14 protein-coding genes are annotated in these 15,278 nt (G+C 66.0%); 4 read left to right on the top strand and 10 right to left on the bottom strand.

The genetic code is table 11. The features are described 5' to 3' along the window. Positions 1-94: 94 nt before the first annotated feature. The 4 genes from ACFWUR_RS01625 to ACFWUR_RS01610 all read right to left on the bottom strand — a co-directional run bounded on the left by ACFWUR_RS01625 (position 95) and on the right by ACFWUR_RS01610 (position 4,890). Positions 95-1,147, bottom strand: a complete 1,053-nt coding sequence (locus ACFWUR_RS01625) for a methionine synthase (protein WP_378900552.1) — start codon at positions 1,145-1,147, stop codon at positions 95-97. A gap of 193 nt (positions 1,148-1,340) precedes the next feature. Next, entirely contained in the window at positions 1,341-2,459 is a 1,119-nt protein-coding gene (mnmA, locus tag ACFWUR_RS01620) for a tRNA 2-thiouridine(34) synthase MnmA (protein ID WP_378900200.1), read from the bottom strand. Beyond that, a complete protein-coding gene (locus ACFWUR_RS01615; RefSeq protein ID WP_378900197.1) occupies positions 2,459-3,679 on the bottom strand; it encodes a cysteine desulfurase family protein in 1,221 nt (406 codons plus the stop codon). The genes mnmA and ACFWUR_RS01615 overlap by 1 nt, the downstream gene beginning before the upstream one ends. A gap of 461 nt (positions 3,680-4,140) precedes the next feature. Then, complete coding sequence (locus tag ACFWUR_RS01610; RefSeq protein ID WP_378900194.1) at positions 4,141-4,890, bottom strand: ATP-dependent DNA ligase; 750 nt, start codon at positions 4,888-4,890, stop codon at positions 4,141-4,143. A 153-nt stretch (positions 4,891-5,043) separates the two neighbouring features. On the opposite strand from ACFWUR_RS01610, the gene ACFWUR_RS01605 reads away from it, so the two are divergent. Then, positions 5,044-5,373, top strand: a complete 330-nt coding sequence (locus ACFWUR_RS01605) for a carbohydrate-binding module family 14 protein (RefSeq protein ID WP_378900191.1) — start codon at positions 5,044-5,046, stop codon at positions 5,371-5,373. Between the two features lie 481 nt (positions 5,374-5,854). On the opposite strand, the gene ACFWUR_RS01600 is transcribed toward ACFWUR_RS01605, so the two are convergent. The 3 genes from ACFWUR_RS01600 to ACFWUR_RS01590 form a co-directional block, all read right to left on the bottom strand. Continuing rightward, positions 5,855-6,367, bottom strand: coding sequence for a GNAT family N-acetyltransferase (locus tag ACFWUR_RS01600; protein WP_378900188.1), 513 nt, complete (start codon positions 6,365-6,367; stop codon positions 5,855-5,857). Between the two features lie 126 nt (positions 6,368-6,493). Further along, positions 6,494-7,576 carry a ribosome small subunit-dependent GTPase A gene (rsgA, locus tag ACFWUR_RS01595; protein ID WP_378900185.1) on the bottom strand — a complete coding sequence of 361 codons (1,083 nt, stop codon included), beginning with the start codon at positions 7,574-7,576 and terminating at the stop codon, positions 6,494-6,496. A gap of 245 nt (positions 7,577-7,821) precedes the next feature. Then, positions 7,822-8,556: a TetR/AcrR family transcriptional regulator gene (locus ACFWUR_RS01590; RefSeq protein ID WP_378900549.1), complete on the bottom strand. Its 735-nt coding sequence runs from the start codon at positions 8,554-8,556 to the stop codon at positions 7,822-7,824. A 256-nt stretch (positions 8,557-8,812) separates the two neighbouring features. On the opposite strand from ACFWUR_RS01590, the gene ACFWUR_RS01585 reads away from it, so the two are divergent. Together ACFWUR_RS01585 and ACFWUR_RS01580 are read left to right on the top strand one after the other, a co-directional pair. Next, positions 8,813-9,055, top strand: coding sequence for a CsbD family protein (locus ACFWUR_RS01585; RefSeq protein WP_378900182.1), 243 nt, complete (start codon positions 8,813-8,815; stop codon positions 9,053-9,055). Positions 9,056-9,168: 113 nt separating this feature from the next. Continuing rightward, entirely contained in the window at positions 9,169-9,609 is a 441-nt protein-coding gene (locus ACFWUR_RS01580; protein ID WP_378900179.1) for a hypothetical protein, read from the top strand. 237 nt (positions 9,610-9,846) lie between these two features. On the opposite strand, the gene ACFWUR_RS01575 is transcribed toward ACFWUR_RS01580, so the two are convergent. The 3 genes from ACFWUR_RS01575 to ACFWUR_RS01565 form a co-directional block, all read right to left on the bottom strand. Continuing rightward, the gene (locus tag ACFWUR_RS01575) at positions 9,847-11,592 is read right to left on the bottom strand and encodes a phytoene desaturase family protein (protein ID WP_378900176.1); all 1,746 of its coding nucleotides are present in this window, start codon (positions 11,590-11,592) and stop codon (positions 9,847-9,849) included. 24 nt (positions 11,593-11,616) lie between these two features. Then, positions 11,617-12,060: a PaaI family thioesterase gene (locus tag ACFWUR_RS01570; RefSeq protein WP_378900173.1), complete on the bottom strand. Its 444-nt coding sequence runs from the start codon at positions 12,058-12,060 to the stop codon at positions 11,617-11,619. Between the two features lie 91 nt (positions 12,061-12,151). Continuing rightward, on the bottom strand, positions 12,152-13,771 hold the full coding sequence (locus tag ACFWUR_RS01565; RefSeq protein ID WP_378900170.1) for an MFS transporter: 1,620 nt from the start codon (positions 13,769-13,771) through the stop codon (positions 12,152-12,154). Between the two features lie 448 nt (positions 13,772-14,219). Here ACFWUR_RS01565 and ACFWUR_RS01560 point away from each other — a divergent pair, with 448 nt between their 5' ends. Next, positions 14,220-14,792 (top strand): TetR/AcrR family transcriptional regulator, encoded by a 573-nt coding sequence (locus ACFWUR_RS01560; protein ID WP_378900167.1) that lies wholly within the window; start codon positions 14,220-14,222, stop codon positions 14,790-14,792. The last annotated feature ends 486 nt before the right edge of the window (positions 14,793-15,278 follow it).

Genomic DNA, 15,278 nt, shown 5'->3' with positions numbered 1-15,278 from the left:
CCCACCGACACATCGGCCGATCGTTCCCGCACGTCGCAGCGGTGCGAGAACGATTTTTCCACGGTGCGGCCGACCGGACGCCACGTTCCCCCGGTCACCGGTGATTGCGACCCCGCCGCGACTCGTCCGGGCGCTCGACAGTGAGCGACTCCGGGTCTTCGGCGAACGCGCGGGCGACATCGGCGGCCAGGGCCAAAGCCTTGCGAGACCAGGCGAGCGGGGCGCCCGCCAGGCCGCAGGTGGGGGTGACGAGGACTTGGGTGAGGACGGAACGACGCAAGCCCAGGTCGTCCACGAGTCGCACCGCGGGTTCGGCGGCAGTGCGCCAGGTGAGCGGGCTCAGGGGCGGTTCGGTGGGGATCAGGCCCAGAGCCAGCTTCTTGCCTGCGTCGACGGCTTCGCCGATGTCGTCGAAGTCGGCCGTGGTGATGGTGGCCGCGTCGAAGGACAGGACGGTGGCCGCGGTGCGACGCAGGGTGGGTAGGGCTGGGCGAGACCCGCAGGTGTGCAGGATGACCGGTCCCGGTTGGGCGTTGATGACGACGTCGAGGAAGTGGATCGCCTCGGGACCGGGGAGCGCGCGGACGGTGTTGAGGACACTCGGACCGGTCAGCGATCCGTCGAGCACCGTAGTCAGCTGCGGTTCATCCAGCTGCACAACCACTTTCGCCCCGAGGCGTTTGCCGATCTCGGCGGCGTGCAGGGCAAGGCCCTCGGCCAGCGAGTCCGCGAGGTCGCGCAGCGCACCACGATCGGTGAGGATGCGATGACCGCCGGGCAGTTCGACTTCGGCGGCGAGGGTGAGCGGCCCGACCGACTGGATCTTGATCGCTCGACCCGACCCGACGAGACCCGCTGTCTCCCAGGCTTCCTCGATCGCATCGAGGTCTACGCGCACGAAGTCACGGGACTTGCGAGAGACCGAACCCGGTCGATCGGTGAGCCGGTAACCGCGGGTGGTCGCGTCGAAACGCAGGTCGACCAGGAGCGCGGAGGCGCGCCCGATCATGTCGGCGCCGATCCCGCGTTCGGGAAGTTCGACGAGGTGGGGCAGTTGCGGCAGTTCACCGATGATGGTGGTCGCCGCTTCGAGTGGATCGGTGCCCGGCCAGGAACCGATGCCGGTGGCGAACACCCCGGCGAGCAAGTCGACCGGCTCCGCCGCGGCCCGGTCGTCGGACTGCTCACTCCACAACGTCACGAGCTCAACACCTTTCGTGTCGTTTGGGTTGGTCGACACCGGGACGGCGTCTACCACCACGGACCGTGCGCCGCGGCGGGGTCCATCACCCGTCATCCTGCCGTGAGCCCCGAATGTCAGCGCACCCGCCACGACACGATCAGGCTGACGCCGCCGACGAATCGGACTCGACAGCCGCGGTGCGGTCGGTGCCGTTGATGGTGCCACTGCCGATCACGGTGTCGCCACCCTCGGCATCGGGCAGGTACAGCACGATGGCCTGGCCCTTCGCGACACCGGTGAGCGGCTCACCCAGCCTCGCGACGAAACCGTCACCCTCGGGCTCGACCACGGCGGGCGCGGTCCCACCGTGCGCGCGAACCTGCACGACGCACTCGACCGACGAGGTCGGGCGAACGCCGGAGGTCCAGATCGCGCGGTCGGCGGTGATCACGTCGACCTGCAGGTCCTCGACCGAACCGACCTTGACCGTGCCCGAATCGGGGTCGATTCCGGTGACATAGCGGGGCTTGCCGTCCGCGGCGGTGTGGCTCAGGCCGAGGCCCTTGCGCTGGCCGACGGTGAATCCGTGCACACCCTCGTGATTTCCGAGCACCGTGCCGTCGGAATCGACAAGCGCGCCGGGCCGGATGCCGATCTTGGCACCGAGGAACGCGCGGGTATCACCGGAGGGGATGAAGCAGATGTCGTGGCTGTCGGGCTTGTCAGCCACTGCCAGCCCGCGCTCGGCGGCTTCCTCGCGGATCCGCGGCTTCGGGGTGTCACCGACCGGGAACATGGCCCGCGCGAGCTGCTCCGCGGTGAGCACCGCCAACACGTAGGACTGATCCTTGTCGACGTCGACGGCGCGACGAAGGACACCCTCGTCGAGCCGGGCGTAGTGCCCGGTGACCACGGCGTCGAAGCCGAGCGCCTGCGCGCGATCGGCCAGCGCGGAGAACTTGATCTTCTCGTTGCAGCGCAAGCACGGGTTCGGGGTCTCCCCCGCGGCGTAGGAGGCGACGAAATCGTCGATCACGTCCTCTTTGAAGCGATCGGCGAAATCCCAGACGTAGAACGGTATTCCGAGCACATCGGCGGCGCGTCGCGCGTCGCCCGCGTCCTCCTTGGAGCAGCAACCACGCGACCCGGTCCGCAGCGTGCCCGGGTTCGCCGACAGCGCCAGATGCACCCCGACCACCTCGTGACCCGCGTCCACGGCCCGCGCCGCGGCCACCGCGGAATCGACACCACCACTCATCGCGGCGAGAACTCTCATCAGGCACCTCCTCTAGCGCCGGCCAGGCCTGCGGCCCTGGCCCGATCGATGACCTGCGGGAGCACGGTCAACAGTGTTTCGACATCGGCTTCGGTCGACGTGTGACCGAGGGTGAAGCGCAGCGAACTGCGCGCCTGCCACGGTTGCACACCCATCGCGATCAGCACATGACTGGGCGAGGCGACGCCCGCGTTGCAAGCCGACCCGGTCGAGCATTCGACACCGGCGGCGTCGAGCAGCATCAGCAGCGAGTCGCCCTCGCAACCGGGGAACGTGAAGTGGGCGTTTCCGGGCAGTCGTTGCGCCGGGCCGTTGAGCACCGCGTCGGGCACGGCAGTCCGGACACCGGTGATCAGCGTGTCGCGCAGCGCCCGCAACCGCTGCGTGCGCGCGGGCAGCGCCCCGACGGCATCGCGCAAGGCGGCGGCCATCCCGATCGCCGCGGCCACGTCGGAGGTACCGGAGCGCAGGTCGCGTTCGTGCCCGCCGCCGTGCACCAGCGGAACGCACGGCACATTGCGGCCGAGCAGCAGCACCCCGATCCCGTGCGGACCACCCACCTTGTGCCCGGCCACGCTGAGCGCGGCCAACCCACTCGCGGCGAAGTCGATCGGAATCTGCGTCACCGCCTGAATGGCGTCGCTGTGCATCGGGATATCGAATTCTTTTGCGACAGCGGCCAATTCGGCGATCGGCTCGATGGTCCCGACCTCGTTGTTGGCCCACATCACACTGACCAACGCCACCTCGTCGGCATGCGTGGCGAGCACCTCACGCAACACCTGCGGCGAGACGACACCCTCGGCGTCGACCGGCAGCCACGTGACCTGCGCGCCCTCGTGCTTCTCCAGCCACTCGACAGCATCGAGCACCGCGTGATGCTCCACCGCGCTGGTGACGATCCTGGTGCGCCGCGAATCAGCCGCCCGCCGCCCCCAGAAGATGCCCTTGACGGCCAGATTGTCGCTCTCGGTCCCCCCGGAGGTGAAGATCACCTCGGACGGTCGAGCACCCAGATCAGCCGCGATCGACTCGCGCGCCTCTTCGAGAGACCGACGCGCGGCCCGCCCCGACCCGTGCAGCGACGACGCGTTCCCGACCGCCCCGAGGGCAGCCGTCATCGCCTCGACCGCGGCGGGCAACATCGGAGTGGTCGCCGCGTGATCGAGGTAGACCGTCCTGGGCGCACCGTTGACCGGACCCGAATAAGCCGACTTCATGACCGACAAAGCCTATACCACCGCTGACCTGGTCATCTTCGGGGTCCACCCCTGCTTTCTACGATTTTTCTACGATTTACCCACGATCCACAACACGAGTGGCGGTGAAATATTCCCCGATTCCGACCGTCCGATGGTCTACGACCAGGACAGAGCAGACACGGAGTCACCTCACCGGAACCGCCGTCGCACCTCGGTCTGCCTCATCCGAACCATCACATCCGGGACGATCTGCTGCCTTCACGCTCAGGCAACAACGGTTGGGCTCCTACCGTCGATTCATGATCTCCGCCCCTATCCGGACGGCTGACTCCCCTCGCCGCGCCGCGCGATGGTCAGGCTGGATCCGACCTGGGTGCCCACTGGACCAGCCAAATCCCGCTACAGCGGCTGCCAGGCCCTGACTCTCCACGTCAGTCCACCCCAACGGCACCGTAGATCGGTGTTCGGGAATCGACTGTCTACCGAATTTCGCTCGCGTAGGGCAGACCCACCTCGTCGGGTGTCTTATCGGTCCGGATCCCCCGGAAACTGGGATGCCTCAGCAGACCGTCGCCGCTGATTTCGCAGTACTCGATATCGGCGACGAACACCGGCTCGACCCACCACACGGTCCGCGCGACCGGCGCCGGCGGTGAGTCGTCGAGCGGGCTGGCCTCGCGGCGCACCGTGTCCGGCGCGGCGCGGATGCTGCTCCGCGAGGCCGCGGTGAAACCGGTCCCGACCCCGCCGATACACCGCAGGCGCCCGTCAGAGGTGTGGGCGGCGAGGACCAGGCCGCCGAAGGTGGTGGCGTTGGCGCCGTTGCCAGGGACCGCGCCGACGATCACGGCCTCGGTCGTGAGCCTCAGAACTACCTTCGGCCACGCTGACGAACGCCGACCCGGCTCGTACACCGAGTCGCCACGCTTGCAGACGATCCCGTCCATCCCGGAGTCCGCGGCCGCCCGCAGCAGTTCCTCGGCGCCGGTCTCGGCCAACGACCACATCGGTAAAACCCGTACGCGCTCACCATCATCGAGGGTCAGGTCGGCCAGCTCGGCGCGGCGCGTGCGGCAGGGGTCCTCGAGCAGGACCTGGTCGTCGACGCCGACCAGGTCGAACAGCATGATGCCGACGCGCACCATGTCGATCAGCGCCGGCGTGGGGCGTTGGACGTGCATCCGCCGCTGCAGCTCGCGGTCGACGGTTAATCGGACTGCGATGTGCAACCGTGATCGTGCTGACCTGCGAGAAGTGCTAGGTTCGCCCTGCCCTAGTGTCTCGCAGGTACATCACTCCTGTCGGCAGCGGGATACCAGGAGCCAGACAGAGGTAACCGACACACCCTGATCGACTCGACAGAGAACATTAAGGAGACGGCCGTGCGATTCACCCGTGTTCTCGCTTTGCCCGCAGCCGGACTGCTGCTCAGTTCCGCCCTCACGCTCGTTGCCGCGTCGTCTGCTCTCGCGGAGGGCACCGGAGTCGGCATCGCCGCCTTCAACTGTCCCGAACCCGACGGGCTCTTCCCGTATCCCGGAGACGTGACGAAGTACGTTGAGTGCTCGAACAACGTTCCGACCGTGCACACGTGTCCGAGTGGCCTGAACTGGAACCGGAATGCACAGTACTGCGATTGGCCGAGCAGCGCCGGCGCGGTGGCCGACCGATACCAGTCCGGAAATTTCGTTGACCCCACCGGGTTCCGGTAGTAATCGCTGCGGTATCAACGGAGTTCGGCGTATCCCCTGGTAGGGGTGATCTATCGGTGGCGCCGCCGCGTATTCCTGTTCCTCCCTTGATGCTACGTACGTCGCTTGGCGATTGATGTCGCGAAACGATCGAGGATGAGAGCGCGGCGGTCCTGGGTTCGAGTCTCAGCTCAGAAGTCACTGGCTCGCGGAAAATCGGCATCGCCGCGAGCGGGAAACGGCCATTGCCTACCCGGACTGCTACACGGATCCGTGACGCTATGACCTGCTCCGGCCAGGGACGGACCATTTCCTAGCTGATACGGCTCGGCACCAGGTCATCACGGGCTTGAGACTCGGACACAACCGGGTGGGAAGCGCTACGGGACGCAGGAATCTTTCGAAAGCAGGCGAGATATCGGCCCGCGTCCTGGGTCGGCCTGCATGTCTGTGGGCCGGCCCAGGACAACGAGATAGGGCGGAGCGGAGTGTTTCGGCTCGGTTAGATACCGAAGGGCGCTGCGTAGCGGACGGTGCCGCTGGGCAGCTGTTCGGAGTCGAGGCTCAGTGCCATCAATGCCTCGTCCGGGACATCGATACTGAGCCGGATGCCGTACTCCGACGCGCGGGTGAACCCGAACCTCGGGTAGTAGGTGGGATGCCCGAGAACGATGACGAAGTGCTCGCCCGCCTGCTCAGCGGCTTCGAGCGCGGCGCGGATCGCGGCGGAGCCAGCCCCGGTCTTCTGGTATTCGGGCAGCACCGCGCACGGTCCCAGGCATAGCGCCGGGGTGTCGTCGACATGACAGCGAGTCAGCAATGCGTAACCGACGGGCGCGCCCTCGGGTCCTGCGCTGAGAATCGACAAGCTGTCTATCCACGCCGGATCGGCGCGCAGAGCGTCGACGAGGTCGGCCTCCTCGGCGGTGTCGAACGCGGCGAGGTTGATCTCGCGGATCACGGGGATGTCGCCGTCGGTCTCGGCGCGAGCGGTCCAGTTGTTTTGAGTGCTCAAAACAGTTTCTCCGTTTCAGTTCAGTGAGTCGTTCGGTGTGGGAGGGTGGCCGGTCTGCGTGACTGAAGTGCCTGCCGCAGATGGCGCAGCCGAGAGTTCCCCGGATGCGTGCTGCCACAATCGGTGTCAGCGTTCGCGCTGGCGGTCGCGGAATCGATAGGTCGCGCGCAAATCCCGCGTGATCAATTTCTTGGTTTTACTTCCCTTGCTCGACTCGCGAGCGTTTCCCCGGGCCGCGGCCCGTGCGCTTTCGCGCAGCAGCTTGCGGTACCGGTCGAGCCTGCCCACATCCAACATGCCGGTCACCACGGCTTCCTGTACAGCGCAGTCGGGTTCACTGCGATGTTCGCAATCACGGAAGGCACAGTCTCGGGCGTAGGCCTCGATCTCGGCGAAGACCCGCTCGACCCCGTCCGCGGCATCTTGCAAGCCGATACCTCGCAAGCCCGGAGTGTCGATGAGCACCCCGCCGCCGGGCAGCGGCAGCAGCTCGCGGTGCACGGTGGTGTGCCGACCTTTGCCGTCACCGACCCGAACTTCGCTGGTATCCATATGTTCTCGACCGAGCAGCGCGTTGGCAAGGGTGGACTTTCCCGCACCAGAGGGGCCGAGCAGGACCGTGGTCCCGATCACCGCCTCTGACAGAAGGTCTAGACCCGCACCTGTCGTGGCGCTGGTGGTGAGGATGTCCACGCCGGGTGCCAGCGAGGTGAGGGCGGCCAAGGCCGCGTCGAGATCGTCGGTGAGGTCGGCTTTAGTGAGTACGACGACCGGTTTCGCACCGCTGTCCCAGGCCAGCGCGAGTAGCCGCTCGACCCGGCCCGCGTTCAGCGGTGCCGCGAGCGAGACAGCGATGGCGACGGTGTCGACGTTGGCCGCCAAGACCTGCTGGTGGGAGGTTCGATCCGACGAGGCCCGGGTAATCGCGCTGCGCCGTGGCAGCAGCGCCACCAGTTCCGGCTCCGGGCCCGGGCGCAGCGCAGCCCAGTCGCCTGTGCACACAGTATGCGAGGGGTCGAGGGAGGCTACCGCCGCGCTGTCCGCGCGGACGGGACCCGATGCGGTGATCGTGTCACAACGGCCGCGGTCGACCCGCACGACGCGAGCGGGAACCAGACCAGCGGCCGCATGCTCTACGAACAGTGCTGCGAACGAGTCGTCCCAACCGAGACCGGATAGGTCGGAAGAGGACGGAGAAGATGAATACATAGTGAGACCCTTGGGAAAGGGGCCCCGGCTCGAACGCCGAATCCACCGCGGCTACGAGCCGATCCGGCTCGCGCCGTATCGGCGATGGGAATCAGTCAGACCGGAGCCCGGGACGTGAGGATGGTCCGGGCGCTGCACAGGGCAGCGGTCTTCACCGCGATCATCAACTCACCTCCCAATCTCTCGCACCACATCGAACTCGGACGCACGACCCTAACACCAGACGGCAGTACCCGCCACACAACTCAGGGGCTTTGTCGAGCGCGGCGCATCCCTTCGAGTCGGTCCAGTAACACTTCGAGAGATTCTTCGAATTCATCGGCCGCACGGTTGACCGACAGGTGGTTCTGCAGGCGATACACGTGCGGGTAGTCAGCCAGATCCGATGATTCGTGCAAGCCCGGCTCGGTGGTGGTGATCGGACTCAGGTCGACCCCTCTGGTTGCCACCTCGAGGAGGAGGTGACCGAGGAGAAACGTAGCGAAGGACCGGTAGACCTGAACTGCCTGACGGTCGTCGAAGCCATAGTGAAGCATGGTTTCGAGGAAGGATTCCATCCACTTCATGCTGCGCAGGGGCGGGCACAACCAGGGCGCTTGGGGTGGGCTCGCGGCCATCAGCGGAAACACCTCGGGGTGCTCGATCGCGACGCGGCGCACACCGTGCGCGAGGCGCTGCAGGTACCCCTGCCAGCTGCCACCCTCATCGTCGGGCTCCATCAGGTTCTGCTCGTAGAGCTGGTCGACGAGGTGGTCGACCACCCCGGCCAGCAGGTCGTCGCGCCCGGAAACGTACCGGTACAGTGCCATGGCTTCCACGCCCAGCCAGGAACCCAGACGGCGCATCGTGAGATGCCCCAAGCCTTCTTCGTCGATCAGCGCGATCGCCGACTCCAGGATCAGGATGCGGTCCAGCCGCGGGGAGCGCCGGGCGGCACCGTCCCGTGAATTGTTGTCGCGCAGCTCGGCTCCCGAGTCGATCGTGTCCTCGGTCAGGACGGAGCTCCTGTCAAAATCTTCGGGCGCTGGACTTCCAGCACGCCACCATAACCACAGGATACCGGTGTCGTTCGCGTGGTTCCGGCAAGCCCCATGGATCAGCAGATGGCCACAGACGTTTACAAGATAAACTAGTCTGTGTTTATCTTGTAAACGCCAGTGGAGGAACTGCCTCGGCTCCGGGCGCCGCGCTGACGGCGGGGGTCACGACTGGGCTGGACTACGAAAGGGAAACGCTGTGTCGGATAAAGACAACGGAGTATCGACCGGGCTCGGGGGCATCGTCGAGGGCGTCAAGGGTAAAGCCAAGGAGGTCGCGGCAGCCGTGGTCGGCGACGACTCGTTGCGTCGTGAAGGCCAGGCACAGCAGGACAAGGCGAGCTCCCAGCGCGAGGTCGCGGAGAAGGAAGCCGAAGCCGAGAAGGCCCGCCTCGAGGCGTCGGCCAACGAGGCACGTCAGCGCGCCGCCGAGCGGGACTGACAGCTCGCATCTGTCAGGGCCCGGCCGGTATCAACCGGCCGGGCCCCTTCGACTCGCTGACGGGCGAGTCATGGTGTCACGAGCCACCCGGTTCGGAAAAAAGAGGGATGACCATGGAAAAGCCTGCAATGCTGGGGATGGACAGTGCTGCGCGGACGACGCCCGGCTGCTCCGACCGGCAGTGGTCGGTGCGCGAAGCGGTGCTGAAATGGGCGCACAACGAAGACCAACTCGGCAATCCCGTGCCGGTACTCGGCGCCTTCGTTGTCGGGGCGTCGGTCGGTTGGCCGGGTGAATCGCTCACCGAGGACGAAGTGGTTCGCGCGTCGCTGTGGTTGACACGGATGGGCCTGTTCAACTCCCTCGACCTCGACCCCGCCTTCGGACACCGCGCAACCATCTACCGCCCCCGGATCACGGACGAAGGGATCCGCGTCGCGCGCGGACCCGGCGGAGTTCGCGGCGTTTCCTGGCCGGGCACGACGACTCGCTCACCCCGTCGGCCAGGTCCCCCCTCGTGCGATCACACTCTTCCGCCGCAGCAGACCGGGTAACCCGGCAGCGCAGAACACCTTCAGGGGCCCACCTGTCGTCGAACCGGGCTTTCGACTGGTGACTGCACGCCGTCGACCCTGGAGCTCGGTCCGGCGAAGTCCCGATGACATCTCTCCGGCGCTACGTCGCACACCCGGGGAGCGCGCCGCGCAGCGCGGTGATGCTCGGCCCACCCCGAGTCGACGACGACCTCGCGCTGACCGCGAGACCGAGTAGTAGCCGTCATCAGCACTTTCTCAACGCTCGCGTCCTCGGTCAGGCCGTGGATCGATCCCCCGGGTCGTCGTGAGCGGATCGAAAGCCGCCGACCACGGGGACAGGGCGGAGGGATCGGCGATGACGGCGCCGGAACCGATCTCGGTGAGCAGATCTCGCTCGGTGACGGCCGCTGCCGCGTGCACTCCGCTGAGCATGGCGCCGACCGTCCCCGGCCCCCAACGAGTGCTCGTACCGACGAGGAACAGTCCACCGATCGCGGTGGACGAGCCCGGACGAGTGCTCCCGAACTGATCGACGCGTACTTGTAGCCCGAAGGGCGCTCCGCCGGTGTTGCCGACGAACCGTGTCTGCGTCGCGGGCGAGCCCAACTCCGCGATCTCGATAGTGGACGACGAACCGGGAAACGCCTGTTCCATACGCTCCGCCATGCCGTCGAGCACGATCTTCTTGACCTCTTGATACGTGCTGCTCGTGCGGTATTCGCCGGTCGCGAGGTCATAACCGTCGAAACCCCAGAGTTCGGGCTTGTAGGGGGTGATCGTCTGGACCTCGACTGTCGAGCGGCCCGCGGGCGCGGCCCGTCGATTGCCAGGATCGCGCCGCGACGACGATTGGACGAACATCGGCTGCCTGGCTGCCATCTGCCGCGCCCACTCGGTACCGGTGCTGAAGCCGCTGCCATCGATCAACTCGCGCGACATGCGCATCAGCGACCATAGCGACGTGGCGTCATCCCAGGTAGGTATCGCGAAGTAGTTGCTGTTGGGCGCAACGCCGGTGTCGAACTCGATACCGAAGAACCCGTTGATCAGCGGACGCGACATGGTCCAGCTCTTGACCCGAGCGCGTTGGGCAATCGGCAGGTGCTCCAAGCCGACCAGTTCGGTGAACGTCTTGATGATGTCGGCGTCGGAAACTACGGTCGGCGAGTCGATCGTTTCCCCGTCCGCCAAGCGCACGCCCGTCACGGTTCGGCCGACGACTGTGATCGCGGAGACTCGAGCGTTGGTGCGGATCGCACCACCGTGAGAGGTGATCACTTCGGCGAATCCCGCCGCCAGCATCTGGCCTCCGCCCTCCGGGTAGAACGAGCCGCTGCCGACATAGTCCTGGAGGAAGCCGGCCATCGCCGCGGTCGGAAGCGCCAGCGGTGTCGAGGCCAAGGCTCCGCACTGTACCGACAGCGCGAGAATCGACCGTGGTGAGAAACCGCAAACAGCGAGGAACGCGGCGAAGGGCATGGCCGCGAAGAGAGCCGCTCGGCCCGATCGGGCCAGGGCACGACCCATCGCCGCATGTGACGAAACCGCGGAACGATTGGCGGTCTCACCCAGTCGACGCACCACCGAGTGATAGCGATACACCGCGGCCCGCTCCGTGGGGAACGTGTCGAGCAGACTCGCCAGGTAAGCGTCCCATCCCACCGGTACCGCGAATTCGAACCCCGGTGCGATGATGCGGTCGAATCCGTCCTGGTCCATCGGGAGCCAGTGCAACCGGTCGTCGAGCGCCAAGCCGCGCATGAGCGTCGTGACGATCCCGTCGGGTCCGCATTCACCGAGATAATGGACGCCGCAATCGAATTCCCACCGCCCTTGTCGGCGAAACACGTGGGAGGATCCGCCCAGCGCACTGTACTGCTCCAGGACCAGCACGCGTTTGCCGGCAGCTGCCAAGTAGGCAGCCGCCGATAGCCCGCCGAGTCCTGAACCGATCACGATCGAGTCGTACCGTGCAGGATGCGATTCAGAGGTCGATGTCATCGAATTTCCTTCTGTGCCTGCTGGTCAGTTCGGTGCGTGGATCAGGCAGGTGGTGGTGCCGTGCGCGATGAGGCGTCCCTGTTCGTCGAGCACGCGACCCTCCGCGGTGGCGGTGCTGCGTCCGGCGTGGATCACCGTTCCGGTGCCGGTCAGTCGGACACCATCGGTGCGGACCGAGCGGATGTAGTTCACCTTGAGTTCGAGTGTGCTGTATCCGAACCCCGGGCCAAGGGTGGAGTGCACCGCACAGCCCATCACCGAATCGAGCAGGGTCGCGCAGATCCCTCCGTGCACCGTCCCCAACGGGTTCGCGAACTCCGGCCGCGAGGTGAGGGTGAACGACACCTTTCCGTTCTCGATCTCGGCGCCGTCCATTCCGAGCAGTGACCAGATCCCCGGCAGGTCGTTGCCGGGTGTTGCGAGAGCTCGCAGCAACTCTGCGCCGGCGGGCAGTTCTGGTGTGGCCATAGTCGATTCCTGTCGTTGGTGTCGGTCTCCGCAACCGTGCTGCGGCGAGTCGTGGGCGTGCTCCCCTGGGATCAATCGGGCGGCATCCGATTCATGACTTGTCCCCCTCCTTCCAGCCGAGGAGTACGGATTCATCGGCGGGTTTCCACGGCAGGAAGACGGCGATGGCAACCGCAACGAACAACGACGCCGAAACCGTTACGTAGGACGCGAGCTCGAACCCTTCCAAGGACGCCGACTTCATCGCGTAGATCAGATCGGCCTTCTGTTGCGCGAAAGCGGGATTGGTTGGCCGCTTGACCATTTCGAGTACGGCAATGACGCTTTCGCGAGCGAAGCTCTTCTCGTTCGCTGTCATCATGAAGTCCGGGACGGCATCGATGCGCGGGCCGACCTTGGTCGTGTACACCGACGCCACAATCGATCCCAGCACCGCGACGCCGAGAGTTCCGCCCGCCTCGCGGGTCGTGTCGTTGACCGCCGAACCTGCTCCCGCCTCGTCGAGAGCCACCGACGACATGATCGATTCTGTCGCCGGGCCCTGCACAATCGCCAGCCCCAGCCCCATCAGCACCATCGAGACCAGCACGGGACCCACATACGGGGTTTCCACTTTCACCTGACCGGCGATATACATTCCGATGCTCATCACCACCAGACCGAAGACGATGACCGCGGTGGTACCGATCCTCTGCGCGATCAAGGTTGCCAAGGGTGCACCGACCGCGATAGCCACGGCGAATGGCAATGAATGCAAACCGAATTCGAGTGGCGACAGCTCCATCACGCCCTGGAAGTACTGGGTGATCATGAACAGGAAGCCGAACATGGAGAAGTAGGCCACCATGATCGCCACCGCAGGCAAGGAAAACCGCCGGATCCGGAACAGGTTCATGTTCAGCACGGGGGAACTGGTGCGCATCTCCCACCGGATGAACACCGCGAAGCAGGCCACCGCGAAGGCGAACCCGACCAGGCTGGTCACCGAGAGCCAGCCCTGATTCGGCGCCTCGATGATCGTCCACACCAAGGCGGTGACGCTCAGCAGCGACAAGGCGATGCCGACGACATCGAGCCTGCCGACGTGGGCCGCTTTCGACTCCGGAACCAGGAAGCGGGTAAACGCCAAGATGACCGCGGCGACGGGGATGTTCACCCAGAAAACAGAATGCCAGGAGAAGTGCTCGAGCAGCCAGCCACCGGCGGTGGGTCCGATCGCGATGGCGAAACCGGCCATCGCCGTCCAGGCGGCGATGGCGATCGCTCGTTCTTTGACGTCGGTGAAGATGTTGATGATCATCGCCAAGGTCGCGGGGAAGACAGCGGCGGCGAATACTCCCATCGCGGCGCGGGCAGCGATCACCTGGCCGAGGTCGGTGGCCAGTGCGCCACCCACGGACATGACGGCGACGCCCGCCAGTCCGATCATCATCACCTTGCGTCGACCGAAGCGGTCTCCGAGGTGACCGAACGCCAGCAGCAGGCCCGCGAAGGTGAGCGTGTAGGCATCGACCACCCACTGCAACCCGCCGAAGCTGGCGTGCAACTGCACACCTAGAGATGGCAACGCGACGTTGACGACGGTGTTGTCGAGCACCACGAGCAATTCCGCAGCGCAGATGACGGCCAGGGCCAGCCATTTCGCCCGCCCGGTCAGGACTGGGTTCTGTGGCGCTCGCGCGGCTGGTTCCGCGACAGGTGTGTGGGGCATGGTGGGTTCGACTCCTCGTCGATGCGGTGGGTCGAGCTTCGGGAAGGGTGGCTGCCGGCCCGGCTGGGCACGACCATGGGCTCACCGCGAGCCGACAGCCACGAAGGTGCTGGCGGCGGCGGCTCAATTCCGCGACAGCACCGGCTTGGGGGAAGCCAGAGTCAGGCCGCCATGCGCCGGAGGGGTTCGGATCGGTAGCGGGTGGTGGGCCCGTCGATACCGAGTACCTTCCACAGCCGACGGGAGATGGGTTTGATCTCTCCTCACAAGTGTTCATGTAACTGTCGGTAACACCATCGATAGATTAGTAGAACGAATGGTCTATCGCAAGTGGATACCGCCATGAGATTCACGGATTCGGCAAGCATCGACTCCTTAGCGCGCACCGATCGGTCTACTTTTTGGCCTGCCGCTAGGCTGGTGGCCTGAACCGAGGCGGGAGAGAGTCATGGCTGCGGACGCACGACGGCGCTTGATCGACAGCGCGATCGAGCTGGTCCGACGTCGAGGAGTGGCCGGCACCGGAGTGGCCGATCTGCTGGAGCACAGCGGCACCGCCCGACAGTCGATCTACAAGAACTTTCCCGGCGGAAAGACCGAGTTGATCGAGGAGTCCGTTCGGACCGCGGGGGCCTGGATCGAGCAGATGATCGAGCAGACGGCCGAGACGCTTTCCGCGCCGGAGATGCTGCACGCCTTCGTCGAGTACTGGAAATGGGTACTGGTGAGCAGCGACTACCAGTCCGGATGCCCGATAGCTGCCGCCGCATACTGTGGCAGCGAAGCACCCGGCGCGCGCGAACTGGCCGGCAAGGCATTCCGAAGCTGGGAACGACACCTTGCGGAGAAGGCCATCTCGCAGGGCATACCGGCCAGGACAGCGCAGAGCCTGGCGACCATGACGATCGCGGCAATCGAAGGCGCGGTCATGATGTCGATCGCAGACCGCAGCATCGCGCCTCTCACCCGCACTTACGACCAACTCTGCGAACTGCTCCGGTTCCATCTCGAAGCGCCATGATCACGCACCGGCCCAAGGGGCCTGCGACAAGCGTGGGCACCAGGGAATCGCGACGGCACAAACCCGGAATTCGATGCCGAACAGGCATTGCCCTACGACCCTGACCTGCATCTATGATGGACCGGTTGATCGGTAGTGCCACTCCTAACGAGAGGACCACCATGATTCAGCGTGTACTCGCCGGCGCGATCGTCGCGGCGGGGGTGACAGGGGCGGCCCTGGCTGCGCCCGCCCAGGCTGTCGAAATCCATTCCTCGGTAGCAGATCAGATGGCGACGTCGGTCTTGCTGGAGCTGAGGCATGCACCTGCGCCTCCCCCACCTCCGCCCCCGCCTCCGCCTCCACCGCCCCAATGACGCCAGTGTGGATCAGTTGAGATAGCCCGCTGTGCCCCGGGCCGGGGGGGGGGGGCCGGGGCGGGCCGCCGAGGCCGGGGGGAGGCACCCCCCCGGCGCAAAAACAAATAACCCATGGAATGAACGCCCG

Origin of the sequence: Nocardia sp. NPDC058633 (genome assembly GCF_042717045.1) — a bacterium.
In the GTDB taxonomy this organism is placed as follows: Bacteria; Actinomycetota; Actinomycetes; order Mycobacteriales; family Mycobacteriaceae; genus Nocardia.
Note: the sequence above shows the minus strand (reverse complement) of the source record. Positions and strands in the feature narration are given on the sequence as shown.

What these genes read in the sequence shown, in the direction of transcription:
- mnmA (WP_378900200.1), bottom strand. Translation starts at nt 2,459, where the DNA reads ATGAGAGTTCTCGCCGCGATGAGTGGTGGTGTCGATTCCGCGGTGGCC.
- ACFWUR_RS01615 (WP_378900197.1), bottom strand. Translation starts at nt 3,679, where the DNA reads ATGAAGTCGGCTTATTCGGGTCCGGTCAACGGTGCGCCCAGGACGGTC.
- rsgA (WP_378900185.1), bottom strand. Translation starts at nt 7,576, where the DNA reads ATGTATTCATCTTCTCCGTCCTCTTCCGACCTATCCGGTCTCGGTTGG.
- ACFWUR_RS01580 (WP_378900179.1), top strand. Translation starts at nt 9,169, where the DNA reads ATGGAAAAGCCTGCAATGCTGGGGATGGACAGTGCTGCGCGGACGACG.
- ACFWUR_RS01575 (WP_378900176.1), bottom strand. Translation starts at nt 11,592, where the DNA reads ATGACATCGACCTCTGAATCGCATCCTGCACGGTACGACTCGATCGTG.
- ACFWUR_RS01570 (WP_378900173.1), bottom strand. Translation starts at nt 12,060, where the DNA reads ATGGCCACACCAGAACTGCCCGCCGGCGCAGAGTTGCTGCGAGCTCTC.
- ACFWUR_RS01565 (WP_378900170.1), bottom strand. Translation starts at nt 13,771, where the DNA reads ATGCCCCACACACCTGTCGCGGAACCAGCCGCGCGAGCGCCACAGAAC.
- ACFWUR_RS01560 (WP_378900167.1), top strand. Translation starts at nt 14,220, where the DNA reads ATGGCTGCGGACGCACGACGGCGCTTGATCGACAGCGCGATCGAGCTG.